This window comes from Daejeonella sp. (assembly GCF_030695525.1).
Taxonomy (GTDB): Bacteria; Bacteroidota; Bacteroidia; order Sphingobacteriales; family Sphingobacteriaceae; genus Daejeonella.
In genome coordinates, this window is the sequence record NZ_JAUYSS010000026.1 from 25,970 (window position 1) to 52,055 (window position 26,086).

At 39.2% G+C, this 26,086-nt stretch carries 20 protein-coding genes; 10 read left to right on the forward strand and 10 right to left on the reverse strand.

Annotated features, from left to right (window positions below; translation table 11 throughout):
• Positions 1 to 35 precede the first annotated feature (35 nt).
• From Q8S11_RS06025 to Q8S11_RS06035, 3 genes are all read right to left on the reverse strand, one after another.
• The gene (locus tag Q8S11_RS06025) at positions 36 to 2,303 is read right to left on the reverse strand and encodes an aconitate hydratase (RefSeq protein WP_305661178.1); all 2,268 of its coding nucleotides are present in this window, start codon (positions 2,301 to 2,303) and stop codon (positions 36 to 38) included.
• Between the two features lie 735 nt (positions 2,304 to 3,038).
• On the reverse strand, positions 3,039 to 3,500 hold the full coding sequence (locus tag Q8S11_RS06030) for an OsmC family protein (protein WP_305661179.1): 462 nt from the start codon (positions 3,498 to 3,500) through the stop codon (positions 3,039 to 3,041).
• A gap of 12 nt (positions 3,501 to 3,512) precedes the next feature.
• On the reverse strand, positions 3,513 to 3,899 hold the full coding sequence (locus tag Q8S11_RS06035) for a DUF302 domain-containing protein (RefSeq protein WP_305661180.1): 387 nt from the start codon (positions 3,897 to 3,899) through the stop codon (positions 3,513 to 3,515).
• 208 nt (positions 3,900 to 4,107) lie between these two features.
• Between Q8S11_RS06035 and Q8S11_RS06040 the strand changes: the two genes are divergently transcribed.
• The gene (locus Q8S11_RS06040) at positions 4,108 to 4,503 is read left to right on the forward strand and encodes a putative zinc-binding protein (RefSeq protein ID WP_305661181.1); all 396 of its coding nucleotides are present in this window, start codon (positions 4,108 to 4,110) and stop codon (positions 4,501 to 4,503) included.
• Here the strand turns inward: Q8S11_RS06040 and queD are convergent.
• The 6 genes from queD to Q8S11_RS06070 all read right to left on the reverse strand — a co-directional run bounded on the left by queD (position 4,477) and on the right by Q8S11_RS06070 (position 10,571).
• Positions 4,477 to 4,833, reverse strand: a complete 357-nt coding sequence (gene queD, locus Q8S11_RS06045) for a 6-carboxytetrahydropterin synthase QueD (protein WP_305661182.1) — start codon at positions 4,831 to 4,833, stop codon at positions 4,477 to 4,479. The genes Q8S11_RS06040 and queD overlap by 27 nt on opposite strands.
• A 43-nt stretch (positions 4,834 to 4,876) precedes the next feature.
• Positions 4,877 to 6,046 carry a beta-ketoacyl synthase N-terminal-like domain-containing protein gene (locus Q8S11_RS06050; RefSeq protein ID WP_305661183.1) on the reverse strand — a complete coding sequence of 390 codons (1,170 nt, stop codon included), beginning with the start codon at positions 6,044 to 6,046 and terminating at the stop codon, positions 4,877 to 4,879.
• A gap of 205 nt (positions 6,047 to 6,251) precedes the next feature.
• A complete protein-coding gene (locus tag Q8S11_RS06055; RefSeq protein ID WP_305661184.1) occupies positions 6,252 to 8,276 on the reverse strand; it encodes a TonB-dependent receptor in 2,025 nt (674 codons plus the stop codon).
• Between the two features lie 4 nt (positions 8,277 to 8,280).
• Entirely contained in the window at positions 8,281 to 9,102 is an 822-nt protein-coding gene (locus Q8S11_RS06060) for a FixH family protein (protein ID WP_305661185.1), read from the reverse strand.
• A gap of 176 nt (positions 9,103 to 9,278) precedes the next feature.
• Positions 9,279 to 9,647 (reverse strand): hypothetical protein, encoded by a 369-nt coding sequence (locus Q8S11_RS06065; protein ID WP_305661186.1) that lies wholly within the window; start codon positions 9,645 to 9,647, stop codon positions 9,279 to 9,281.
• A 342-nt stretch (positions 9,648 to 9,989) separates the two neighbouring features.
• Positions 9,990 to 10,571: a polysaccharide deacetylase family protein gene (locus Q8S11_RS06070; protein WP_371135129.1), complete on the reverse strand. Its 582-nt coding sequence runs from the start codon at positions 10,569 to 10,571 to the stop codon at positions 9,990 to 9,992.
• A gap of 138 nt (positions 10,572 to 10,709) precedes the next feature.
• On the opposite strand from Q8S11_RS06070, the gene Q8S11_RS06075 reads away from it, so the two are divergent.
• From Q8S11_RS06075 to Q8S11_RS06085, 3 genes are all read left to right on the forward strand, one after another.
• Positions 10,710 to 12,059 (forward strand): TolC family protein, encoded by a 1,350-nt coding sequence (locus Q8S11_RS06075; RefSeq protein WP_305661188.1) that lies wholly within the window; start codon positions 10,710 to 10,712, stop codon positions 12,057 to 12,059.
• Positions 12,060 to 12,087: 28 nt separating this feature from the next.
• Entirely contained in the window at positions 12,088 to 13,455 is a 1,368-nt protein-coding gene (locus Q8S11_RS06080; RefSeq protein ID WP_305661189.1) for an efflux RND transporter periplasmic adaptor subunit, read from the forward strand.
• 78 nt (positions 13,456 to 13,533) lie between these two features.
• Complete coding sequence (locus tag Q8S11_RS06085) at positions 13,534 to 14,532, forward strand: NAD(P)H-dependent glycerol-3-phosphate dehydrogenase (RefSeq protein ID WP_305661190.1); 999 nt, start codon at positions 13,534 to 13,536, stop codon at positions 14,530 to 14,532.
• 281 nt (positions 14,533 to 14,813) lie between these two features.
• On the opposite strand, the gene Q8S11_RS06090 is transcribed toward Q8S11_RS06085, so the two are convergent.
• Entirely contained in the window at positions 14,814 to 16,679 is a 1,866-nt protein-coding gene (locus tag Q8S11_RS06090) for a DEAD/DEAH box helicase (RefSeq protein ID WP_305661191.1), read from the reverse strand.
• Positions 16,680 to 17,486: 807 nt separating this feature from the next.
• On the opposite strand from Q8S11_RS06090, the gene Q8S11_RS06095 reads away from it, so the two are divergent.
• From Q8S11_RS06095 to Q8S11_RS06120, 6 genes are all read left to right on the forward strand, one after another.
• Entirely contained in the window at positions 17,487 to 19,148 is a 1,662-nt protein-coding gene (locus tag Q8S11_RS06095; protein ID WP_305661192.1) for an aminotransferase class V-fold PLP-dependent enzyme, read from the forward strand.
• A gap of 41 nt (positions 19,149 to 19,189) precedes the next feature.
• On the forward strand, positions 19,190 to 19,657 hold the full coding sequence (locus tag Q8S11_RS06100; RefSeq protein WP_305661193.1) for a RidA family protein: 468 nt from the start codon (positions 19,190 to 19,192) through the stop codon (positions 19,655 to 19,657).
• Between the two features lie 138 nt (positions 19,658 to 19,795).
• Positions 19,796 to 20,377: an RNA polymerase sigma-70 factor gene (locus Q8S11_RS06105; RefSeq protein ID WP_305661194.1), complete on the forward strand. Its 582-nt coding sequence runs from the start codon at positions 19,796 to 19,798 to the stop codon at positions 20,375 to 20,377.
• A 98-nt stretch (positions 20,378 to 20,475) separates the two neighbouring features.
• A complete protein-coding gene (locus tag Q8S11_RS06110; RefSeq protein ID WP_305661195.1) occupies positions 20,476 to 21,492 on the forward strand; it encodes a FecR family protein in 1,017 nt (338 codons plus the stop codon).
• A gap of 197 nt (positions 21,493 to 21,689) precedes the next feature.
• Entirely contained in the window at positions 21,690 to 25,175 is a 3,486-nt protein-coding gene (locus Q8S11_RS06115) for a SusC/RagA family TonB-linked outer membrane protein (RefSeq protein WP_305661196.1), read from the forward strand.
• A 24-nt stretch (positions 25,176 to 25,199) separates the two neighbouring features.
• On the forward strand, positions 25,200 to 26,086 hold an 887-nt coding region (locus Q8S11_RS06120; protein ID WP_305661197.1), incomplete at its 3' end, for a SusD/RagB family nutrient-binding outer membrane lipoprotein.

Here is a 26,086-nt window from a genome sequence, read left to right on the forward strand (position 1 = left end):
GAACTTTTGGCTTTTAAATTATATCAGGTTTTTAATTAACCCTTTTGATTCATTCTGATGATATTTAATGCACCACCAGCTTTGAACCACTCAATTTGCTGCTCATTATAGGTATGGTTTACACTGAATGACTCAGTATTTCCATCCGCATGATGAAGCACAATGCTCAAAGGTTTGCCTGGAGTGAAATCATTTAATCCACAGATATCAATGGTATCATCTTCAAGAATACGGTCATAATCATTCACATCTTCAAATGTCAATGCAAGCATTCCTTGTTTCTTCAGGTTGGTTTCGTGAATACGTGCAAACGATTTTACCAGAATGGCACGTACACCAAGGTGTCTCGGCTCCATTGCAGCATGTTCACGCGAAGATCCTTCTCCGTAATTTTCATCTCCAACAACAATACTGCCTACACCAGCTGCCTTGTATGCACGGGCTGTTGCAGGTACTGAGCCGTATGCACCATTAAGCTGGTTTTTTACGTTATCTGCTTTTTCGTTGAAGAAATTCGTTGCTCCGATGAGCATATTATTAGAGATATTATCAAGGTGACCACGGAACTTTAACCATGGACCTGCCATAGAAATATGATCAGTGGTACATTTTCCTTTTGCTTTGATCAGAAGTTTTAATCCTGTAATATCTGTTCCTTCCCATGCTTTGAAAGGATCAAGCAATTGCAGACGTGCAGAATTTGGATCAACGAGTACATTTACAGTGCTTCCGTCTTCTGCCGGAGCCTGATATCCTGCATCCTCTACTGCAAATCCTTTGGTAGGCATTTCAAGACCCTGTGGCTCATCAAGTTTTACTTGTACACCTTCTGAGTTAGTCAGCGTGTCGGTCAATGGATTGAATGCTAAATCGCCGGCAATAGTCATTGCCGTAACAATCTCAGGAGAAGCTACGAAAGCATGTGTATTTGGATTTCCGTCGTTGCGCGACTTAAAGTTTCTGTTGAATGAAGTAATAATCGAATTTTTACGGGTAGGATCATCGCTGTGACGCGCCCATTGTCCGATACATGGTCCGCATGCATTTGCAAGAACCACACCGCCCATTTTCTCGAAAGTATCCAAATAGCCATCGCGCTCTACAGTATATCGTACAAGCTCTGAACCAGGTGTAATTGTAAATTCAGCCTTAGCTACCAGTTTCTTATCAACAGCCTGTTGAGCCAGAGATGCTGCTCTTGAAATATCTTCGTAGGAAGAATTGGTACATGAACCGATCAAACCAACTTCTAAAGTTTGTGGCCATCCATTTTCACGTACTGCTTCAGCAAATTTTGATATTGGCCATGCCGCATCCGGCGTGAAAGGACCGTTTATATGAGGTTCAAGAGTTGAAAGATCAATTTCAATCACCTGATCGAAGTAATTCTGAGGATTAGCATAAACTTCATCATCTCCTGTTAAGTGTTCTTTAACCTGATCAGCAAGTTTTGCAATTTCTTCTCTTTCAGTACCTTTTAAATAAGTTGCAATTTTATCATCGTATCCAAATACTGAAGTGGTTGCACCAATTTCAGCACCCATATTACAGATTGTTCCTTTTCCGGTTGCTGAAAGAGATCTTGCTCCTTCCCCGAAGTACTCAACAATATAACCTGTACCGCCTTTTACAGTCAGGATACCGGCAACTTTAAGAATTACATCTTTTGCAGAAGCCCAGCCTGAAAGTTTACCTGTTAGTTTTACACCGATCAGCTTTGGAAACTTTAACTCCCATGCCAGACCTGCCATCACATCACAGGCATCAGCACCACCAACACCAATGGCAATCATTCCTAAACCACCTGCATTTGGAGTATGAGAGTCGGTTCCGATCATCATACCACCCGGAAATGCATAGTTTTCTAAAACTACCTGGTGGATAATACCCGCCCCCGGTTTCCAAAATCCAATACCATATTTGTTTGATACGGAAGCCAGAAAATCAAAAACTTCTTTATTCTGAGTATTGGCAGTTGCCAAATCCTCAACAGCACCAATTTTCGCCTGAATCAGGTGATCGCAGTGTACAGTTGAAGGTACAGCTACCGTTGGTCTGCCTGCTTGCATAAACTGCAATAATGCCATTTGGGCGGTCGCATCCTGCATCGCAACACGATCAGGAGCAAAGTCAACATAAGTCACTCCGCGCTCATGTGCTTCGCTTGCGTTACCATCCCATAAATGGGCGTATAAAATTTTCTCTGTTAATGTAAGGGGCTTACCAACAACTTTACGCGCTGCCGCAATACGCGGACCGTAGTTGTCATAAACCTTTTTGATCATGTCTAAATCAAATGCCATCTTATTTGCTTGATTTTAATTTATTTCCAATTCTAATTGCGAGCGAAGTTACATAAAACGACCTTAAAAATGAATAGATATGGGTATTGAAAACGCAAAAATTATGTATTATCTGAAAAATAATACACAATTTCCCAAAAATGAAGGTGGAGAGAAGCTTAGAATAACTTGAGTTCGATTTAAGGAAGGGTAAAATAGTACGGTTATAATATATCAGATTAAGCTCTGGAGCAACAATAATTTGTTTTTTGAAAGCAAAACCTGTGTGTTAGAGGTCAGTTCAGCCCTTTCCTACAGAGTATTTCCGGCAAGAAATCGCGTTCCCCTCTGGTCGGTGTTCTCACCGTACCAAGCCCGATCATATCATTGGTCGGTGATAACACCAACCACAGGGAAATAGCCGGAAGATACCTCCTCCGGCAAGGTTTATTTTACCCGGAGCTGTATTTCATTGGGACGGGCATCCCGGCGCTGTGGCTGCGCGCGCAATGTCATTTTTTAAGGATTACGATCCTGACGAAGGTCGGGATCTCCTCCATTTTTTAAAAAAATACATTGTCATTCTGGCGAAGGCCAGAACCTCCTGCCCCTTAAATAATGACATTGGGTGCGCGTGAGCTAGAATAACCAAAAAGAAACAGACCCTGCTTTCTAAAATAAGAGAAAATCATTCAATCTAAAACAGCCCGGCAAGATTTTATTTCGAACTCAGGTTAGAACAGAAAAAATGAGGAATTACAAGCTTTCGCTTAGTTCCTCATTTTTATTCGTGAAAATTTGTATGTCATTATAATTTACATCCCAGGTAACAGGGATTGCCTTTTTTAGCATGCTGCTAACCCCGCAGTATTTTTCCTGTGAATCGGTAACGGCTCTCATGGCGGCATCTTTTGCAGTTTCAGGGCCTTTGAAGTTATAAATTAGATGAATTGAAGTATATTCAATTGGATTTTTTTTGCTTAGTTCTCCAACAGCTTTTATATTCAGGTCATCTACCGGCTGCTCAAATTTTCTTAAAAGTGATACCACATCCATACCTGTACAACCTGAAAGGGCTGTCAGCACAAATGGTTTTGGAACAGGGCCATTATCTTCACCACCCGCTTTTTCAGGAGCATCCATCAACACTGTATGTCCGTTTACTAATGCATTGAACTGCATTTTACCCATCCATTGGGTCTCAATTTCATGTGCCATAATTGCTGATTACTAGAGATTTTCAATTACCCTGCGTAATTTATCGCTTACAGATGAGGCGACTTCTCCAAGTGAATCATTTTTTATTGCCATCATTGATGCGATCGGATCTACTGCCGAAACCTCAATCTTGCCATCTTCGTGTTCCTGAACTATTACATTGCAGGGCAGCATAGTACCTACCTTGTCTTCAGACTTAATCGCCTCAAATGCGAAAGTTGGATTGCATGCACCCAGGATGCGGTATTTGCGGAAATCCACATCAAGTTTCTTTTTAAAGGTTTCTTTGACATCAATTTCAGTAAGTACACCGAATCCTTCTTTTTTAAGTTCATCAGTGACTTTTGCAATTGCTGTATCAAAATCTGTGTTTAATGTTTTTGAAAAATAATAGCTCATGATCTTGTATTTTAAGGTTTATATGATATTCAAATATCCGGATAATTCATCTCTTTAACTGTTACATCTGTTACATTACTCTTTGAATTTTATTGAATGCAGAATCATTCTTTTATCTGATTTTTAATATAACCTGCACAAATATAGGCTAAGATTTTAATAAAAGATAAATTTGTCTTTTATTTATAATAAAGTAAATTTGTTCAAAATGGATACATTCAAACCTTTGATTTACTCCTGCTCAGGTTGTTCGAGTGCTGCTCAAATGGCTAATTATATTGCTGTGAGATTAGATCGTCTGGGTATTGCAGATATGTCGTGTATTGCAGGAGTTGGGGGAGGAGTTAAGAAACTTGTCAGAACAGCACTTTCCGGAAGAAAAATCATAGTTCTTGATGGCTGTCCGCTTTCCTGCTCCAGAGCTTGTCTGAGTCATTATAAGATTGTACCTGATTTGCACATAGATCTAAGCGCTCTGGGTGTTTCCAGGAAAGAACATGAAGATTTTAATCAGGCAGAGGCAGATGAAATCATTGATCACCTTTTGTTAAAGATTAATGCTGCAGAAAATCTGAATTTAGCTTCCCTCATAAATCACCCCTGAAGTTGGGGTTTCTTTTAGTTCGATCCTTTTTAATTCAGGAATCATGGGTTTTAATTTGTTCCATAACCAGATTGTCAGGATTTCGCTGGTTGGGTTTTCGAGTCCAGGTATTTCGTTCAATAAATGATGGTCCAGAATATCAATAACGGGTTTGATATGCTTTTTAAGATCGCCATAGTCAATGATCCATCCGGTTTTTTCATCGGGATGCCCTTCCACAAAAACACTGAGGGCATAAGTATGTCCATGCATATTTGCACATTTATGTCCCTCGGGAACATTGGGAAGAAAATGTGCTGAATCGAAAGTAAATTGCTTGTAAATTAACATGCGGCAAAATTAGATTCTAAACTAAAGATAAAAATGATCCTGATCAGTTTTGAGGATTATTTTCAACCAGAATGCTGAAAGCTGTTCCGCCGAAACCTGCAGCATTGATTAGGATTTTTTGAAGCGGTTTATATTGCTTTTGTTGAGGAATGAACGGAACCTGAATAAATTGATCATGTTTCAGCATTAAAAGGGCCATTTCAAGGCTTAAGGCACCGGAAGCACCGAAAGTATGTCCGATTTTCCATTTATTTCCGGTTAACATGGGCTTCCTTTTACCAAAGACGGATTCAATGGCTATCATTTCCGAACTGTCGCCTAATATAGTTCCCGGTGAATGCAAAATCACTACGTCTACACTAGCTGGGTCATGCCCTTCCAGAGCCATATTCATAGATTTTTGAAGGCAAGCTGCATCTGAAGATAAAGAGGCTCCATGACTGATAATCTCTGTCCCAAAACCTATGCCCGTGATAAATCCTATCGCGTTTTCAGAATCGAGTTCCAGGCAAAAGCAAGCTGCACCTTCGCCCAAAATCAAGGTATTGTGATCTTTCTTCAGATCCATACTCCTGCAGGGATAATCCTGATCAATTGCAGAATATATTTTGAGAGCCTTCATTTGGGCAATTGTAAAGGGTGTTAAGGGGGCTTCGCTGCCTCCTGCCAGAAAGCGTGTGCAGAAACCTGCTTTAAGCCATGCAGCAGCATTTGCTATTGATTGTAAAGCCGTTGAACATGTCGCAGAATGTGAAATTGAAGGCCCATTTATATTCTGGTCGCTGGCTACCCAACTGGCGATATTTCCGAGTGTGGTGCCTGGAGATGTCAGAGGATTTACTTTTTGCCGGCCATTCTCAATAAATTCACTGTGATATTTTTCAAAGCTTTCAGTTGCACCTCTGGATGAACCCATGTTAATGCCAAATCCCGCATTTGTATTCCAAGCCGCTTGCTTTACAGCTATTCTTGAAGCTGCAATTGCATATAGTACACTGGGATCAAGCTGTTGGTATTTCTTGTCTTTAATCAGAGTTGAAATTAGTTCTTTCGCTTCTAATGAAAGCCGGGCTACCCATTCTTGTTTGTTGTTGATCTGTTCCCTATGAAAGCAATGCCGATTATTTAAATAATTCTTCCAGACAGATTCACTGTTTATACCCAAAGCCGAAATACTTCCGTAACCACTGATCGATATTTTTAGGTTTTTCATGGAATTTTAATACTGCATTTTTTATACTGCCCCGAATGTAAGGCAGATATTGCTGATTTGAAAAATAACAGGATTTTTTGTCTAAGAAAAAACCAATGAAAACAATCCGAAACTCTATGTTGTTCTCATTGGTTGTAATATTTAAGATTTCTCTGTATTTCGATGATTGTTATTTTTTCAGCAGGATTTACCTGAATTCAATTTTCTAAAATTTCAGAGATAACATTGAATAAATATTTCTTCCGGGACGAAGCATTTTACCCCAATCGAGGTGCTCATAATAGGCTTCGTCCAGGATATTTTCAACTCCTGCAGATAATTCAAGATTGTAATTTTTTAAACTAAAAGTATAGCTGCTCCGCAGGTTTATAATTGAAAATCCCGGACTGGTTTTTTCACCAAAAACCGTGTTTACCCTGTTCTGCCCTGAACTTAATTCACTTTCTGCCTGAATGAATAATTTCTCATGACTAAACCTGAGGCCAGTGATCGATTTTAAAGGCGCGATCAAAGGGAGGGGATTCCCTGTATTATCGCGGCCATGAACCCATTTGATTGTATTGTTCAAGGTGAAATGCCCGTTGGCAAATTGATAATTCAGGCTGCTTTCTGCTCCGCTGATTCTTGCTGAGGGAATATTGGTATATCCGCGTACACCCTCTGCACCAATCGTCATAACACTTAAACCTGATTGAGTTTGTCCTAATATATAATGCTGCAAATAACTTGTAAAGCCACTTAGCTTTAAGGAAAAATTATTTATTGAATAAATAATATTTAATCCGGCGTTTAATGCCTGTTCGTTTTTTAAATCTGGATTTCCAATATAATCGTGGTTATCCATTCGGTTAAAGAGGTAAAACCCATAACGCTCTGAAGTTGTAGGCAATCGCTCGCTGTAGCCTGCATTTGCATAGAGTGTAAATTCGGAATTCAGATATCGGGTAAACCCTGCACTAAAATTTTTCAGCAGCCCGTTTACCGTTTTCGATACATCATATCCCAGCACTGCAAACTGGTCTTGCCCCATTTTGTCAGTTAGTTTTGAGAATGCGGCATCCATCCTTAGTTTAAAGTCAATTCTGTTTTTTTCGTCAATTGAAATCAGATCCTGAAAGTAAATACCTGTCACAGTTTGATGATTGACAGGCCAGGTAAGCATATACATTGGGGCACTATTGGCGGGATACATAGTCATATCTGCTTTTACCCGGTTATGGTAAGCATCCAGTTTCATACTGATAGTATGTTTGCCTTGATTCCTGAATTGGGTTTCCAGGTAAGCTCCCTGGGTATTGCTCCAGCCCGGCATATCCATATGGATTGGTACGGAAGGACGTTTGGTATCATCCATAGCGTGGCGGATGCTGTTTGCATATAATTTTGCTTCCAGATCGCTGATCAGGCCCCCTTTTGGATTATTTCTGAAGGTAACTGCAGCAACCCTTGCACGGGCATTGCCCACATCCATTGGCAATGCAGGATAGCCTATGTTCCAGCCGTCGTCGATGAGTACATCAGCTTTAAGGATACTGTTTTCATTCAGTTGATATTTTCCGGAAATACTTGCATTAGCCTTCTCATACTGCGAAAAATCTACTCTTCTGTTTAGTCCATCCCGGTAATTACCGGCCTTTCGGTAGACCCCGCTTACCCGCATAGCCCATTTGGATGTTCCGTAATCGAAGGCCAGAATATTCTGAACTGCAGCGGCAGCAGAATAATAACCTGATGCCAGGGTGCCAGAAAGCTTTTTCTCAGGGTTTAGCATAGCCTCTGCAAGTTTCAGATTTAGGCTTCCACCAATGGATGCTCCCATAGCCATTCCATCTCCTGCATATTTTATATCAATACTTTTAAGGTTTACAGGTTCAGTATAAATGGTTACCGGATCCATTTTGTCTGTGCAGGCTCCAAAAAACTTCATTCCATCGATCACTACATTGACCTGCCCGGCGCTAAATGCCCGGAGTACAGGTTCCATTCCAATCGGTCCTCTTCTGATCAGACTCACTCCCTCAATTTTAGAGAGGATATCTTCGGTGCTCGAAAGGCTTGATGACTGGTAAAATGCCGAACCCGGATGTTTACTCTGGCTATGTCCTTTTATATGAACCTCTTTCAGTTCAAGGCGCTTGTAAATGGTGTCCTGAACAGGTTGTGCTGCTTCAGAGTAGCCTGAAATGATCAGGCTACTGAGAAAGAAAACAATAATTAAGAAAGATTTCATGCTCTTAGAATAAAAGATCAAAGAAAGTTGAGGTTGATTTCCCTTCTTTATTCAAAACCAGGTTTATTCTCCAATCCCCGGTCATTGTAAAGTTTACCTTCCCTTTATAGTGGCCATTTTTAGTTAATACAGGATTGACATTGTTTGGTGAACCATGTCCCATGCTTGGCATTTCAGGGGTCATAGTTATGCTGTAATTATCTTCAGCAGGGAAAGTCATCATGTCAAGTTTTTTAAAAACAGCTATCTCAAAATCATTCACACCTACTTTAGGGCTTGAAGGAGAGACATAAGCGACAATAATCTTTGATCCATCGGCTGCAGTTAAGTTTTTTACCCGTTCAAGTGGAGATTGCTTTACCTGAATGGCCATTTCAGCTTTTCCATATTTGGTCTGGCCTTCTTTTTTTACCATTACTATCATTCTCCATTTACCGCTTTCGCCGCTGCTTGGCATAGTAAATACTGCTGCGCAAGGATAAAGTGTATTATCAGCCTCCATGCTCTCCGGGTTTTCAAGCGGGGCCGAATGACTTGTTTTCGTGCCGTTCATATCCATGTCCATCATTGGAAGAATCTGGACAGAAGATCGGTTTAGTGTTTTGCCTGAAGCCGAATCAGATAAAGCAATATAAAGTTTCTGATAGCCGGTACCTAGTTCAGCTCCTGACCATAGTTCTACTTTGGCAGCCGAACCTATAGCAAAGGCATCAGCAATTTTAATCAGGTTTTTTTTGGGATCCTCAATTTCAATACTGCTATCTTTTTTACATGAACTAAGAATTGAAAGGGCAAGTGCTATGGTGATGAAAAATATTTTTTTCATGATTTTATATATAAGGGTATGTATAGACTTTTCCTTATGCACGCAGCTTTATGCCCGGCATAAGAATCTATCAGGTAATTTCAGTACAAGGCATGTTTTGCCCGACTTTTTAGGATTAAAATGTTTGTGGTCCTAGGGAATTAATAGAGCATCAGCTCAGCCGGAAAAAAGAGGATTCAGGTCAGTGGGGGATGAAAAATATTAAAGTTTGGGGTATGTGAATAAAGGTTTTTCAGTTCTGGTGATGAATTTTCAATCAGGATATACTCAGCGTTGAGTGATAGGTTGGAATGAGGGATAAACACTGGAAACTCGATCTGTTTAAAAATTTCAGCAGATTGTTTTTCAGCCTTGTCAGCTTCGCCCATTTTCTTTTTCAGATAACATTTTCCCTTACAGTTCAGCTCCGGTTTGTCCTTGTTTTCGCAGAGTTCTTTAATGATATATTCTATGTTGAGGGAGTAATAACTTATAAGACCTATTTTAATAAGGCATTGAAAGCTCAGGGCCATTATTAACATCAGACTTATGAGCTTATACTTCATGCTAAATATCTTGTTTCCTGTGATAAAAATATAAAGTATGTATATGCTCCGGAATGACAGGTGTTAGGTGAAAACATGAGATTAGTCACCTTTTTAGCGCGTTTTGAAATAAGTTGTTTCAATTTATTATACACAAATAATAATGCTGCAAAAATACAGATAGTTTTATGGATATGCAATGAAATTACCGAGGCTAAATAAAGCCCCATCTTCAATGACCGACAAGCTTGATCCCGAAGCAGCAATGTCATGATTTAAGGAGTTATTCAATAAACATACGACCCTTTCAGGGTCGATGAACAAAAACTTTTACCGGAAACTAGTGGGTTAAACATTTGTTTATTAAAGCATTTTAAATTGGAAACCCTTTTCCGATAAATTTTCAAGTATAAGCGGCAGGGCATATTCCAGACGTTTAAACGCTTTCAGGCTGTCGTGAAAGACTATAATTGAACCATTTTTGCAATGCCTTAAAACATTACTGACACATTGTTCCTTTGAAATGGTATCATCAAAATCGCCGCTAAGAACATCCCACATCACGATTTCGGTCTCAGGTAAATATTTTCTGATCCTTTTTATCTGTGATTTTTTTATCCTGCCATAAGGAGGTCTGAACAGACGGGCGCCTGTTAGAGTAGCACCTTTTTTTATATTGTCTAAATAATCGCTGTCAGCTAAATTCCAGCCCCTGAGGTGATTATACGTGTGGTTTCCCACAGTATGTCCCTGTGCGATTAGCTCAGTTATAATCGATGGGTGCTTAACTATATTTTCACCAATGCAAAAGAATGTGGCTTTGCAATTGAATTTTTTTAGAGTATTTAATACAAAAGGTGTAACAACTGGTATGGGTCCATCGTCAAAAGTGATGTATACATATTTTTCTTTGCGGCTTCTATGCCAGGTTAAGGTAGGGTACAACCATTTAAGCCAAAAGGGGGAATAGGATAAATACAAAATTGCCTTTTAATAATTTATCACGAAGATAAATATGTTATTAATTAAATGATAGTATTTTTAGAGCGGATTTACATCCTAACCAATCTTGTTGAATAATTTATGAAACATCCAAACTCCCGGTTCTTTTACAGATGTAGTGTTTTTACCTTATTTCTAGCCAGCTTAATGATAAATCCGATTGTTGCGCAGGAGCGCATCACTCTAAAAAGAGCAACTGAATTGGTCATTGAGAATAACCTTCAGATCAAGCAGGCTCAATTTTCAGAGGCTATATCGGGAGAGAACCTGAGTCAGTCTAAGCTTGCTGTTTATCCGAGTCTGAATGCAAATACAGGTCTTAATTTTAACTATGGGCGGAGTATTGATCCATTGACAAACCAGTTCGTGAATCAGGCAATTACATCGAACACCGGGAGTGTTACTTCTAATACAGCCTTGTTTCAGGGATTCAGAAGGATGAATGAAATATCGCAAAACAAACTTCAGCTTGAAGCAGATAAAAGCAATACTCAAAAAGTTAAGAATGATCTGGTTTTGGCTGTAGTAACCAACTATTTATCTGTATTAAATGCCCAGGATCTTTTAACAGCCTCACAACAGCAACTTGAAATAGCCAATCAGCAGTTGGATATAGAGCAAAAGTTCTTTGATGTAGGCAACAGAACACTGGCAGATCTTTCCCAGGCGAAATCACAGGTTGCTACTGCCGAGCTAAATGTCACCAATGCCAGAAACCAGGTTGATTTGTCTTTTTTGGATCTTGCGCAGTTGTTAGAACGAGATCCCTCAGTAGCTTTTGAAGTTGAAAAGCCTCAAATTGACAATATTAGTAATGTTAATGCAGCCTATTCTGCTGTAGATGTTTTTAATACTGCTTCATTGAATTTTCCTGATATTAAACTTGCTGAGTTTAGAAAGCTAGTATTTGAGAAAGAAATTGATATTGCAAAAGCCGGTTATTTTCCATCACTTAATCTTCAGAGCGGTTTTGGTACCCGGTATTCGAACGGATCTTTTGGCAATACTTCTTTTGGTGAACAGGTGAAAGATAATTTCAACCAGTTCATCGGTTTTGGATTGAGCATTCCAATTTTCAATGGACTGGCAGCGAAGTCCGCCGTACGGAGGGCAAATATTAATTTCCAAAACGCGATGCTTTCTGAAAAGCTTGCAAAAAACAACCTGAATAAAGTTATTAATCAGGCGGTTTATGACCTTAGAGCTGCTGAGAAACGTTATTATTCGACACTGACTGCTTATGAATCATCAAAAGAAGCATTTAATGTAATTGAACAACGCTATGCGGTTGGTTTGGTTAATTCCCTTGATTTTAATCAGGCACAAACAAATTTAAATAGAGCACAGTTTGATCAGATCCAGGCACAATATGATTTTATTTTCAGAAGTAAAGTAATTGATTATTATCTGGGTAATCCAATTACCTTTTAATCAAAAAAATTCCCTTTATATCAGAAAAATGGCAAAGAAAAATAATACGTTAAAATATGTGCTCATTGGAGCAGGAGTCCTGGTACTGGTGGCAGTTGCGGGTAATAAACTCGGCTGGTTTGGCAAGAGTGATGTGATTAAAGTGTCAGTTGAAAAGGCTGAGAAACGCAATATAATCGAAACAGTATCGGCCAGTGGTAAGGTGCAGCCTGAGGTAGAGGTAAAGTTAAGTGCTGAAGTGTCCGGAGAAGTTGTAGAATTACATGTTAAGGAAGGTGATGTGGTTAAAAAGGGGCAGTTATTATGTAAAGTTCGTCCTGATGTACTTCAGTCTGGTTATGACCGTGCAGTGGCATCCCTGAATAGTCAGAGGGCCTCATTAGCCAGTACACAGCAGCAACTCAAGCAGGCTGAAGCGAATTTTGCCAATACCGAGGCAAAATACAAACGAAATGAGGAACTTTTTTCCAAAAAGGTAATCTCTGCTGCAGAGTTTGATGCTGTAAAAGCTGAGTATAGAAGTGCAATAGCAAGCCTTGAATCAGTTCGCCAGAATGTGGTCGGAGCTCGTTTCGGGGTCGATCAGTCGAATGCTGTAGTTAAAGAAGCAGGAGCGAATCTTGCTAAAACAACAATTTATGCTCCGGTAGACGGGGTAATTTCAAAGTTATCTGTTGAACTTGGAGATCGTATTCTTGGCACTTCGCAAATGGCCGGTACAGAGATCATGAGGATATCCAACCTGAGTTCAATGGAAGTTAGTGTGGATGTAAATGAAAGTGATATTAACCGTGTTTCTATAGGTGATCTTGCTGATATTGAAGTAGATGCTTTCCAAAGCCAGAAATTTAAAGGTGAGGTTACTGAAATTGCCAGTTCATCAAATGTAGTGGGTACTTCAACTGATCAGGTTACTAATTTCACTGTAAAAGTTAAGATTTTGCCTGAATCTTATGCGAATCTTCTTCGTCCGGATAGTGCAAATCCGTCTCCATTCCGTCCGGGACTTTCAGCTACTGTTGACATTCAAACAGAGCAGTTTAACGGAATTGCTGTTCCGATTCAGTCGGTAACCATCCGGGATGATAAGAAAGATGCGAAGGAAGGTGAAAAAGATTCAAAGCCATCAACAGCCCCCCCCGCAAATGGCAAGAATAAAAAGAATGCAGAACCTGCTAAAGAGTATGTGTTTGTTTATAGTGCAGGAAAGGTAAAGCAGGTACAAGTTACAACCGGAATACAGGATGATACTTATATTCACGTAAAAACGGGATTGAAGGGTTCCGAAGAAGTAGTTTCACTTCCTTTTACTGCCATTTCAAAAACACTCAAAGACGGCTCGATCGTTGAGAAGGTTGATAAAGAAAAGCTATTTAAAGCTGAAGGTAAAGACTAATTTACCCAAAATACCTAAATGTTCCGCTTATTGTACTGATATTTAAAGTACATTAAGCGGAATTATTATTAGTACCAAATGCATAAGAAAATAGCTGTAGTAGGTGGAGGTAGCTGGGCGACCGCGATTATCAAGATCTTATCTGATAATCTGATCGGTAAGGAGATCTATTGGTGGATGCGAAATCCTGAGTCAATAGAACATATCCGGCATTATAACCACAACCCACATTATCTGAGTTCAGTAGAAATAAAAATCCCTGATGAAAACCTCAGCACCAATCTGAAGGAATTAATAGCCCCATGTGAATTAATTGTACTGAATGTTCCTGCAGCTTTTTTAAAGGCTGCATTGGCCGGGATTAGTCCGGAGGATCTGAAAGGCAAAAAGATAATTTCTGCTATTAAAGGTATAGTTCCTGACGAAAATATGATTATTGGAGAATTCCTGAATAAACATTATCAGATTCCATTCAGTGATATTATTGTAATCAGTGGACCCTGCCATGCTGAAGAGGTGGCACTTGAAAAATTATCCTATCTGACCATTGCTTCACAGGATCCGGACCTGGCCGCAGATTTTGCCGCAATGTTAAATACCCGTTATATTAAAACAAATGTTTCCGATGATATTTATGGTACTGAGTATTCTGCAGTTCTGAAGAATATTTATGCTATTGCCAGCGGTATTTGTCGCGGTATAGGATATGGGGACAATTTCCAGGCGGTTCTTATATCGAATGCAATTCGGGAGACTTCCCGTTTTGTTGAGGCTATACATCCGATACAAAGGGATATTAAAGAATCGGCTTATTTGGGCGACCTTTTGGTAACGGCCTATTCACAATTTAGCCGTAACCGTACCTTTGGTTTTATGGTTGGGAAGGGTTATACGGTAACATCCGCACAACTGGAGATGAATATGATTGCAGAAGGTTATTATGCGGTTAATTGCCTTCACCAGATCAATAAGGCATTTAAAGTAAATATGCCGATCTGCAGGGCGGTTTATGCCATTCTTTATGAAAGACATTCACCTCAGATTGAGATGAAATTATTGTCGGAGCAGCTGACGTGAGTAGGGAGTATTGAGTATTGAGTATTGAGTATTGAGTATTGAGTATTGAGTATTGAGTATCAAGAGCCAAGAATCAAGACAAATCCAGGTAGGATTGCGATTTCTGGTATTGATTTAAATTCTATTCCTATTCTTATCAGTCTTGATTCCTGGTTCTTGGCTCCTGGTTCAAAACTGATGTCAGCTATTATGTCTTGATTTCTGATTCTAAAACAAAAAAAGGAGCAAAAACTTAGGTTTTACCCTTTGTCTTTGCTCCTTATACTTTGCTCATTATTCTCTTAAATGCGTCTGCGTCTGTCGCCGCCTTCACGGCGTCCACCCTCGGCATTGCTTCCGCTACGATCTTCACGGCGTTTGCCTGAAAAATCACGGAAACCACCACCGCTTCCACCTTCGCGTCTGCCGGCACCGCCACGGTATCCGCCACCACTGCCACCTTCTCTGCGTCCACCGCCACCAGCTCCACGGTATGAACCGGAACCGCCACGCTCGCTGCTTCCGCCTTCACGGTCGCCTGCTAACTCAATGCGGACACTTCTTCCCTGGAAATCAACAGATTTAAAACCTTCAACAACCTGATTAACAGCTGCATCTTCTACTTCAAAGAATGTGAACACACCTTTAAGGTCAATCTTGCCAACACTTTTTCCGCTGATTTTGGTATTGTTGCAAATGAATCCCAGCATATCGCCGCGGGTGAAATCATCTACTGAACCTAAATTCATAAACAATCGGGTATATCCTGCGTTGGTACCTGATCTCATTGGACGCTCAGAACGTTCACCTCTTTCAGAACGCTCAAATCCTCTGTCATCTGAAGAAATATTCAGATCAGGAGCTTTAGCATAATATTCCAGGAATCGGTTAAATTCAAGGGAAGCGAATCGTTTAATGATCTCTTCTTTATCCAGATCTTTAAATTCATCCATAATTCGTGGGATGTATTGTTCAATCTGATCCTGGTTAACTTCTACATTATGGACTTTATGAATCATGGCAAATAGTTGTTTTTCGCAAACGTCAAATCCGGTAGGGATATCGGCTTTTGTAAACTGTTTTCCTATGGTTCTTTCGATATGGCGGATTTTACCAAGTTCTTTAGAGTTGATGATCGCAATAGAAATACCTGTTTTACCTGCACGACCGGTACGGCCGCTACGGTGGGTATAATTTTCTATTTCATCAGGCAGTGAATAATTGATAACGTGAGTAACATCATTCACATCAATTCCTCTGGCAGCAACGTCAGTTGCTATCAGTAATTGAAGGCTGCGGTCACGATAGCGTTTCATTACTTTATCACGCTGCTGTTGCGACAGGTCACCATGTAATGCATCTGCATTATAGCCGTCTTTCATTAAGGACTCAGCAATTTCCTGAGTTTCAATTTTGGTACGGCAGAATACGATTCCGAAGATCTCAGGATTGAAATCAACGATACGCTTAAATGCTGCATATTTATCGCGAGCCTTTACAATATAATACTCATGTTCGATATTGACGTTTCCGGTATTTTTGGTACCCATGGTCAGTTCAAAGGGATCGGTCATGTATTTTTTTGCAATTCGACGAACCTCGTTTGGCATGGTTGCAGAAAATAACCAGGTTTTTTTGTCATCAGGGGTAGTTGACAAAATACTGTCAATATCTTCCTGAAAACCCATGTTAAGCATCTCATCTGCTTCGTCGAGTACTACGAATTGTACCTGAGTAAAATCAATTGCTTTACGATTGATGATATCAAGCATACGGCCCGGAGTGGCCACTACGATCTGAACGCCGCGTTTGATCTGGCGTAACTGATCTGAAATGTTTGCTCCGCCATAAACAGCAACGACTTGAACGTTCTTCATGTTTTTGGCGTAGTTTTTCATGTCATTGGTGATCTGTAAACAGAGTTCACGTGTAGGACATAAAATTAGCGCTTGTGGATAATTTTCTTCAAAATCCAATAATTCTAATAGGGGGAGGCCGAAGGCTGCCGTTTTACCGGTTCCTGTTTGAGCTAATCCGACAAAATCGTTGCTGCCTGAAAGTAATACCGGGATAGATTGCTCCTGGATTGGTGTGGGATTTTCGAATCCCAGTTCAGTAATGGCATTAACAATATCATGACGGATACCCAAGGTACTAAATGGGTTCATGATAATTTTTATAGCTATCAGCTATATTGCTGAAAGCGCCGCAAAGGTAAGGTTTTAATTTGGTATTTTCTTATATAGTAGTGTCCGGGTAAATTGAAATTGTAAGATAAAAGATCAAATTCTTAACTCATCATTATTCTCTCTACTTTTCCTGCAGCAGAAAAGTAGCATGCCGAGGAGGTACGACGAGACCATGAGTACCTTAAAAATAATAGAGAAAAACGAATAAATGCCGCCGCTGTCCCGAAGGTTCGGGAATGCTATAAAAGTTAATGCTTTGGCTTGGATTGTGCCTGCCGCACCAGCTGAGGCGGAAAAAACGTTAACGGAGATTTTGTGCTTAGGCCAAAGCTTATGAACAGTCCTGTTGTTTTAGGTAAAATTTTGCAGATTTCAAGGCAGTGAAACTATAAAAAATGATTCTAAACTTAAAGGGGGGCTTACTTTGTGTCGGACTCTTAAAAACATACTTCTTACGATGTAAATGGCTATTTTATCTGAAATTTTATTTTAACCGAACAACAGTGTTTTCTTATAAAGCTAATGATGGGGCGTCCTAAATGAGATAAGGGTAGAAAAATCAGGAAATCTTAAACTGTTTCCTATTTAAATTAATCACTCCAAAATTTCATCTGCATCAAAGTATATTTTGTATTTTCAGTTTTTGTTGGATTAATGTAATTCTCTTAAGTGGGAAATGCATTTATTTAATTGAATCTAAAGAATAATAAATTACTTAAACGATAATTCTTATTTAGTAAGATCAATGTTTTGATCACAAGGAAAATATCTCAATTTTTAATTAAAATGAAACGAAGAAACGCAATTAAGGGATTAGCACTGCTTCCGTTCGCAGGGACTGTGCTTAGAAATCAAAACGTGCAGGCAAACACTCAGGATGCAGGTAGTACTGCTATCATTGAAACATTATCCTCCGATTCAGCTGCATCTGCTTTTATGGCCGAAACAAATATATTTCGTTCCATTGGCGTTGAACCTGTCATCAATTGTATGGGGACTTTTACAATCATCGGGGGTTCACTGGAGCGTCCGGCCGTTCGGGAGGCGATGGAGGCCGCTGCGCATAATTTCGTACAATACGATGAATTGGCCGATGGGATTGGTCAGAGGCTGGCTGATCTTACGGGTGCAGAATGGGGAATGGTTTCGGCAGGATGTGCCGCCGGACTTAAACATATAACTGCTGCCTGCGTTACTGGAGGCAATCCTGAAAAACTGATCCGAATTCCTGATCTGAGTGGTTTTGATAAGAATGAAGTAATCATACCTTCATTTTCGAGGAATGCCTATGATCATGCGATCCGGAATATTGGAGTTAAAATTGTCAGTGTGAAAACACCTGAGGAACTTGAGAATGCGATCAACCCGCGAACTGCGATGATTTATATCCGCTCAACCGACACGGCTACTTTTACAGGTCAGCCATTTTCACTTGAAGTGATTTCCCGGATAGCCAAACCGCATCAGGTGCCGGTATTGGTTGATGCTGCTGCTGAGAATCTGACCTTGCCACCGGTTCACCTGAAGCGAGGTGCAACTATTGTTGCATACAGTGGAGGAAAGGCAATTTGCGGACCTCAATGTGCCGGATTAATGCTGGGTGATAAATCTATTTTAATGTCTGCCTGGCAGGCGAGTTCCCCGCATCATGGCCCGGGCCGGGATAATAAAGTTGGCAGGGAAGAGATGATTGGGATGATGGCGGCAGTAGAGGATTGGGTGAAACGTGATCATGCCGCCGACTGGAAGAAATGGTTGGGCTGGCTGGATACAATTTCAAAAAAACTAAAAACGATTCCCGGGTTGAAATTAGAAGTAATAGAGCGCACTTTGCTTGATAATAAAACACCGGTCTTAAAAGTTAGCTGGGATCCCCAAAAGCTGCATATCAGCGGATTTGAAATGGCTGAGGAATTAGGAAGAAATAAGCCAAGAATTGCTGTTTGGGCAGAGGATGATAGTAGTGGGGAGAGCTTTTTCAATATCACTACGGGACAAATGCAGGAAGGAGAAGAGAAGATTGTTGCAGAGAGGGTATTTGCAATTTTTTCGAAGAAACGTAATCCTAAACCTGAACATATGATTACTCCGGTTGGGAACCTAAGCGGTCGATGGGACTTAAGTGTACAGTTTTTCAGTAGTATCAGTCAGCATTCATTAACAATTGTGCAGGATGGCAATTGGTTGAGTGGAAGTCATCAGACTGACTTTCAATCAGGAAATATGAGCGGTACAATTGAGGGGAATCAAATCAGGATGCAAAGTGCTATGAGAATTGTGGGTGATCATCTTACCTATCAATTTTCAGGGATTGTGAATGGAGATACAATGTCGGGGGAGATTCATCTCGGGGAATACCGTACTGCCAAATTTACTGCTAAACGGAATGTGCAGAAAGCACCCCGAAGAAAAGTGAATATTCCCGCAGGTCCGCCATTGGCCACCTGATAAGAATGCAGAACATTATAGTTTTTATAAATTGATATGGCATGAAATCAACACGAAGATCAGTTATAACCAGCCTTTTTTCTACCATTGCCGGACTTGCCGGATTCAATCTGGTTGCCCGCGCACAGACTCCACAAAACAGTGATGCCCTGTTTTTAAGTACAGGGGCATCCCCTGATGTTACTTTGTACCCCGGCTCGATACGATATGGGAATCTGGTTTTTGTCTCGGGAACCGGTGCGGATGCGGAATCCGTTTTTGAAATCAAGGCCGATACTGACTTTGTACTGAAAAAGATGGAGAAGAGATTACTTGCAGCAGGTTCTTCGATGGAGAAGGTCTTGAAAGTCACTGTCTTTTTGAGTGATATGGCAGATTTTGAAGGGATGAATGAAGTTTACAGAGGAAGGTTTGGTGAAAAAGCACCTGTTCGTTCAACCGTTGCTGTTGCTAAAGGTGGAATCCCCGGTAATTCGATTATTGAAATTGATTGTATAGGGTATGTTTAAATGAGTGCTCTTTTTGTTTAATATTAATAATAAATAAGGACTGTTTTTTATTAACCTTCAAGAAATTGTTGTTTAATATTTTTGATTTAAAGTGAAATAAGTTAAATTAGAATTCCTTTTTTACGTATTTCATATAAAATGAAGGGTTTATATAATGAATCGGTACTAATACAGTTGATTTCCCAAGGGGATGAAACTGCCTTTCGTGAAGTGTTCGATCATTTTAATAAAAAGCTATATAACTACACAATAAAGATTACAGACGATGATGATTTAGCTGAAGAAATTGTCATGGATGCATTCGTAAAGGTCTGGTGTAATCGTCATAAACTTTGTGATATTCATAGCCTGGATGCATATTTATTTACCCTGGTTAAAAATCAGGCCTTTAGCGAACTTAAAAGAAGAGCACATGAAGCTTTTATTATTAAGAATCTAAGTAAAAGCCGTACTGAATATCATGATAGTACCGAAGAAACAATAATATCAAATGAATATCAGCAGATTCTGAATAATGCAATAAATCAATTACCCCCGCAACAAAGGATAGTGTATGGAATGAGCAGGGACGAAGGTCTGAAATATGATGAAATTGCAGACCAGTTAAGCTTATCTAAAAACACTGTAAAATCTCATTTAAAGAAGGCTTTATATACGATTCGGCTTGTTATGTCCAATTATTTGGTAATTCTTTTTTGGCACTCTTTCCCTTTTGAATAATTTTTAAAAAATTTTAAAAATTAACTCACCCTTTTTATCTTCTCAATAGTCTTTAGATTAATTTGGTCTGCTAAATAGTAGCTTTTAATTTATTTGATATGTCATTTCATAGGTTTAGATATCTTTTTAAACAATTCATAAATAAGACAGGCTCAGATGAGGAGATTCAGGAGTTTCTTGCAATGATGAGTAAGGAGGATTATGATGATGAAGTCAGGCAGCTTCTTAGTGAATTTTGGAATGAGGTATCAACTGATTCTGTTATAGACGATAATAGGGCTGATCAGATTTTCCAAAAGATTATGACATCTAAGCGATCCAGGGTTTTAAGCCTGTTTAGTAATCGTAGTTTATGGTATAAATCAATTGCAGCCATTTTGATAATTGGACTTTCATCTCTTTTTTATTGGAATCAATCAAAGCGGGCTGAGCTCAAAATGGTTCAAATGGAAAAAACTGAACCCAAAAGTGTGAATTTCCCAACCAGACGCTTCATTAATCTACCAGACGGCAGTTCTGTAATATTAAATGAGAATAGTCGGGTTGAATTGAGTAAGAATTTTAGTAAAAATGGTTTGCGTGAAGTACATCTGTATGGTGAAGCATATTTTGATGTTACTCATGATCCTAATAAACCATTCATCGTTTATGCCGGGAAGGTAAAAACTACAGTCCTTGGAACGGCGTTCAATATTAAGGAGAGTTCCCTGGCTAAAACTGTAACAGTCACAGTTACCAGAGGAAAAGTAAAAGTTGGAGATAGTCAAAAAACGTTTAATGTAATAGTTCCTGATGAACAGGTAGTTATTGATGAATTTTTAACAAAACATACTAAAAAAGTGGTTAAAGCAGGATCAGTTATTGAATGGACAAATCAGGATATTTATTTTGATGATGTGAGTATTAAAGATGTAGCTAAGCAATTACAGGAACGATTTAAGGTTTCAATAATTTTCTCGAATGAACAGATTAAATCCTGTCGTTTTAGCGCCACTTTTATGAAAGATCAAAGTTTAGCTCAAATTTTAAAAGTAATCGGAGAGTTCAATCAAATTAAGTATCAAATTAAGGAAAATAACAAAATTGTTGTACTGGATGGATCTGGCTGTAGATAACAGACCTAGGGGTCTTGGAATATTTGGGAATTTAAAATCTTAAGATTATGAAAAAGGCATTACCACCATGAAAAAACCGGTAAACACTTCACGGCAATGAAGCATTTACCGGCTATAAAGTAAGGATTAACATCTTTACTTCTGTTTATTAACAAATCCCTGGATAGGATATTTATTAATTTAAACTGTGTAAATATATGAAATATTTTACAAAATCTGCACTTGGGATCACCCAAGAGGTTTCTATTGCAGAGCATTCTAATCTAAAACAACTTATAGTAAAAATTATGCGGATCGGATTTATATATACGGCCTTGTTATTAATTACTATGCAAGTTTTATCAGCTCTGCCTGTTAAAAGTCAAAAGATTGGGTCAGTAAGAATCAATTTAGAGTTGAAAAATGAGTCTTTACTAAATGCATTAAAGAAAATTGAAGAACAAACTCCTTTTCGTTTTGTATATCGTAAAGGAGAGTTAACTGCAATCCCCTCTCGGACAATCACTGCTTCAAATTATACTGTTGAGGAAGCCCTAAATCTCCTGTTTGTAAACACAGAATTTTCATTCAGACAAGTAGATAATAATGTTTTAATTCTTCAGAATAATGATTTGAAAAAGTCAGTAAAGCTAAATCTATCCGAAGAATTATCTAATAATGCAGACATAGTAGTGAGAGGGCAGGTGACTGATTCTAAAGGGGTTTCATTACCAGGTGTCAGCGTTCTTCTTAAGGGAACTACTACTGGAGCCTCTACAGATCTTGAAGGTAGGTTTACAATCAACGTGCCTGATGCTGGTGCTACACTCGTTTTTAGCTATATCGGATTTGATGCCAAAGAGGTAGTTGTTACAAACCAAACGGTTGTGAATGTACAATTGACTGAGGCGAATACCGCCTTAACAGAGGTAGTTGTCACTGCCCTTGGTGTAAAGAGGCAGGCAAAAAGTCTTGGTTATGCAACTGGAACGGTAGATGCTGAACAAATTACCACAAATAGTACGGTGAACGTCGGTAATAGTCTTCAGGGTAAGGTCTCTGGAGTAAATGTTTCGGCGCCATCTAGTGGACCTGGTGGTTCATCCAAGATTCGGATCAGGGGGCAGTCATCATTTGGTGGCGATAATTCACCATTAATTATTGTAAATGGGGTGCCAATTAATAACGCTGCGAATGGTGCGGGTTATCTTAGTGGAAATCCAGGAGGTTCTTCTGATGGTGGTGATGGTTTGCAAAGTATCAATCCGGACGATATTGAGTCCATAAATATTCTGAAAGGTGCAGCTGCATCGGCTCTTTACGGTTTCAGAGCCAAGGATGGTGCAGTTATTATTACAACAAAAAGCGGAAGTAAACAAAGAGGCGTTTCGGTTGAGTTCAATTCCAATACCCAAATGGTTAGTGCCCTGGATTATACTGATTTTCAATATGAATATGGACAAGGTGAATTTGGGGTAAGACCTGCCACAGTTGCAGATGCTCGAAGTTCAGGGGTATGGAGTTTTGGGGTGAAATTTGACGGAGTACTGACACCACAATTTGACGGTTCTATGCAGCCCTATTCTCCAAATCGTGACCGGGTTAAAGATTTTTATGAAAATGCACTAAATCTTACCAACTCTATTGCTTTTTCCGGAGGAGATGATAGGGGAAATTTCAGGTTATCCTATTCAGATACTGATGCAGGTGGAATAGTTCCGAATTCACGTTTTGTTAAAAGAACCTTAAATGTGGGTTTGAATTATAATCTGACTAAAAAACTAAGTGTTCAGGTGAACACGAATTATTCCAATGAGAATAATGAGAATCCTCCACAAATTGGAATAGAAAGTTTTTCGCCCAATACTGCACTTTTTACCATGGCCAATTCCATAAATGTTGATTGGTTAAAGAATTATATGGATGCCGATGGTAATGAAATGCCACTTGCTCGTTTCACCGGAAGAAATAATCCTTATTGGCTGGTGAATAAGAAGTTTGAATATATCAAGAGAGACCGACTTTTTGGGAATGCTTCTGTAAATTATAAGTTTAATGATTGGCTAAATGCAATGGTACGTGTTGGCCAGGATTATTTTAGTCGGCCGGTTGAATTTAATCGTCCTACTGGTTCAAGAAACTTGCCTGCTGCCGTAACCGGATTTAATGGTAACTACTATCAAAGCTCTAATACTTTCAGAGAATTGAATTATGATTTTTTAATTAATGCAAATCGGACATTCGGAAAATTTGGCGTGGATGTAATTGTTGGTGGTAACCAAATGAACCAGATCAACAATGGCATGAGTACTTTTGTTAATAATTTCTTTGTTCGGGATCTTTACACAATAGGCAACGGACAGATTAAAACCCCTGATCAGTTTTATTCCCAGAAGAAGGTTAATTCATTCTATGGTTCTGCCGAATTTTCATATAATGATTTGCTATTCCTGAATATTACTGCCAGAAATGACTGGTTTTCAACATTGAATCCAAACTCAAACAATTATCTATACCCTTCAGTGAGTTCAAGCTTTGTGTTTACCGAAGCCATGTCAAGTAAACCTTCCTGGTTAAATTATGGTAAAATCCGTGCTGCTTATGCTGAAGTTGGTGGAGATACAAATCCTTATGCAAATAGTCTTTATTATAATTTGAATGCTAACACCTTTAACGGAGTGGCTCTGGGAACAATATCAGGAGGAACAAGTCCGAATGCATTCTTGAGACCTTTAAAGGTTAAAGAAGCTGAAGTTGGTATGGAGATCAGGACATTGGGTGGAAGAGTTAATTTTGATTTTTCCTTATACAGAAAGAATACGATCGATGAAATCTTAAATGTCAATATCTCTGACGCATCGGGTTTTGGACAGACCAGAGTGAATGTAGGTCGTCTTAAAAATGAAGGTGTTGAAATGTTACTTAGCCTTGTACCAATTGAAGGTAGTGTGTTTCGATGGGAATCAGCAATCAATGGGGCTTACAACAAGAGTACAGTACTTGAACTGGCAGATGGGCAGGCTAGGTTTGATGTAGGTCTTGGACAGTATTTTGGAACAATTTCACATGAGGTAGGCATGCCACTTGCTTCTGTCAGAAGTTTTGATTACAGAAGGGATGCACAAGGACGTATACTTACTGCTGCAGGTAAGCCATTGCTTGGCAATATGAAGACTTTCGGCAGTGCTATTCCAACATGGACAGGCGGATTTATAAATACTTTCACTTATAAAGGAATACGCCTATTCACTCAGGCAGATTTTAAGTTTGGGGCGGTCGTGTTATCTAATTCTAACTTCAACTTCTTGAGACACGGTTTGTCCAAAAAATCTCTTGAGGGAAGGGAAGGAGGCGTATTATTCGCCGGATTTAATGCAGATGGATCTGCAAATACAACCAGAGTGGAAGCGGAAGAGTTTTATGCAACCTTGCGAAATTTGGGCGAACCCTTTGTTTATGATGCCAGTTTCATTCGGATGCGTACCATTTCACTGGGATACGATTTAGGTAAAATAATCAAAAAGGATTTTCTAAAGAGCTCTACAGTTTCCCTTTTTGTGAATAATCCATTCATGATCAAAAAGTACTTGGATAATCTGGATCCTGAGTCTCAAATCGCAGTTTCTGATAATTTTCAGGGTATAGATACACACTCCTTGCCAACAACCAGAAATATCGGATTGAACCTGAACTTCAAATTTTAAATTCAATACTAAAATAAGAGAATTATGAAAAGATTATCAACATACATTGTTCTGATCTCGGTCTTTATGACTAGTTGCGATAAAGATTTCGAGCAGATTAATATAAACCCAGTATTGCCATCTAAATTAGATGCAGCCTATCTTTTTGCAGATGCACAGGTAGGTTCAGATTATTATATTATTCGTTATGAAAGTCAAATTCCACAGCAAATTATTACCCCATTTACTGGTGTATTGCAAGGAGGAAATCATAATGTATGGTTCGAAGCAAATAATACTTCTGCTCCTTTTGATATGCTTTATCCCAGATCGGTTAAGCATATAGTCGATGCGATAGAAAATTCAAAAGGCTCTCCTGAGAAGAGTAATCTGTACAATATGGCCCGAATCATGAAGGCATTTATCTTCCAGCGCCTTGTAGATTCGTATGGTGATGTACCTTATACAGAAGCAGGTCAGGCATTTTTAACTCAAACTTATCTGCCAAAATATGATAGTGCCGCAGATATTTATAATGATTTGCTAAAAGAGGTTTCTGAAGCTACAGTTGCTTTGGATGCTTCAAAGCCTTTGGTAACAAATGATATCTTATATAAAGGAGATATTGTAAAATGGAAGCGTTTCGGTAACTCACTTTTGTTAAGAATTGCTATGCGATATACGAGAGTTGATGCTAATAAAGCGAGACAGTTTGCAATATTGGCAGTAGATCCTGGACGTGGCGGTGTAATGCAAAGTAATGCAGATAACGCTCTTGTAGCCTATAATGCAGTAATTACCAACTCTAATACGAATACCTTCCATGGTTCTGAGCGGGCCAATTTTTATCTGGAAAAACCATTCGTGGATTATCTGAAAACAACTCAGGATCCAAGATTAAGGGTAATGGCTGTAAAGTATGCCATACCTGC

What these genes read in the sequence shown, in the direction of transcription:
- Q8S11_RS06030 (WP_305661179.1), bottom strand. Translation starts at nt 3,500, where the DNA reads ATGGCACATGAAATTGAGACCCAATGGATGGGTAAAATGCAGTTCAAT.
- Q8S11_RS06055 (WP_305661184.1), bottom strand. Translation starts at nt 8,276, where the DNA reads ATGAAATCTTTCTTAATTATTGTTTTCTTTCTCAGTAGCCTGATCATT.
- Q8S11_RS06080 (WP_305661189.1), top strand. Translation starts at nt 12,088, where the DNA reads ATGGCAAAGAAAAATAATACGTTAAAATATGTGCTCATTGGAGCAGGA.
- Q8S11_RS06115 (WP_305661196.1), top strand. Translation starts at nt 21,690, where the DNA reads ATGAAATATTTTACAAAATCTGCACTTGGGATCACCCAAGAGGTTTCT.
- Q8S11_RS06050 (WP_305661183.1), bottom strand. Translation starts at nt 6,046, where the DNA reads ATGAAAAACCTAAAAATATCGATCAGTGGTTACGGAAGTATTTCGGCT.
- Q8S11_RS06100 (WP_305661193.1), top strand. Translation starts at nt 19,190, where the DNA reads ATGAAATCAACACGAAGATCAGTTATAACCAGCCTTTTTTCTACCATT.
- Q8S11_RS06025 (WP_305661178.1), bottom strand. Translation starts at nt 2,303, where the DNA reads ATGGCATTTGATTTAGACATGATCAAAAAGGTTTATGACAACTACGGT.
- Q8S11_RS06090 (WP_305661191.1), bottom strand. Translation starts at nt 16,679, where the DNA reads ATGAACCCATTTAGTACCTTGGGTATCCGTCATGATATTGTTAATGCC.
- Q8S11_RS06040 (WP_305661181.1), top strand. Translation starts at nt 4,108, where the DNA reads ATGGATACATTCAAACCTTTGATTTACTCCTGCTCAGGTTGTTCGAGT.
- queD (WP_305661182.1), bottom strand. Translation starts at nt 4,833, where the DNA reads ATGTTAATTTACAAGCAATTTACTTTCGATTCAGCACATTTTCTTCCC.
- Q8S11_RS06085 (WP_305661190.1), top strand. Translation starts at nt 13,534, where the DNA reads ATGCATAAGAAAATAGCTGTAGTAGGTGGAGGTAGCTGGGCGACCGCG.
- Q8S11_RS06060 (WP_305661185.1), bottom strand. Translation starts at nt 9,102, where the DNA reads ATGAAAAAAATATTTTTCATCACCATAGCACTTGCCCTTTCAATTCTT.
- Q8S11_RS06065 (WP_305661186.1), bottom strand. Translation starts at nt 9,647, where the DNA reads ATGAAGTATAAGCTCATAAGTCTGATGTTAATAATGGCCCTGAGCTTT.
- Q8S11_RS06105 (WP_305661194.1), top strand. Translation starts at nt 19,796, where the DNA reads ATGAAGGGTTTATATAATGAATCGGTACTAATACAGTTGATTTCCCAA.
- Q8S11_RS06095 (WP_305661192.1), top strand. Translation starts at nt 17,487, where the DNA reads ATGAAACGAAGAAACGCAATTAAGGGATTAGCACTGCTTCCGTTCGCA.
- Q8S11_RS06075 (WP_305661188.1), top strand. Translation starts at nt 10,710, where the DNA reads ATGAAACATCCAAACTCCCGGTTCTTTTACAGATGTAGTGTTTTTACC.
- Q8S11_RS06035 (WP_305661180.1), bottom strand. Translation starts at nt 3,899, where the DNA reads ATGAGCTATTATTTTTCAAAAACATTAAACACAGATTTTGATACAGCA.
- Q8S11_RS06110 (WP_305661195.1), top strand. Translation starts at nt 20,476, where the DNA reads ATGTCATTTCATAGGTTTAGATATCTTTTTAAACAATTCATAAATAAG.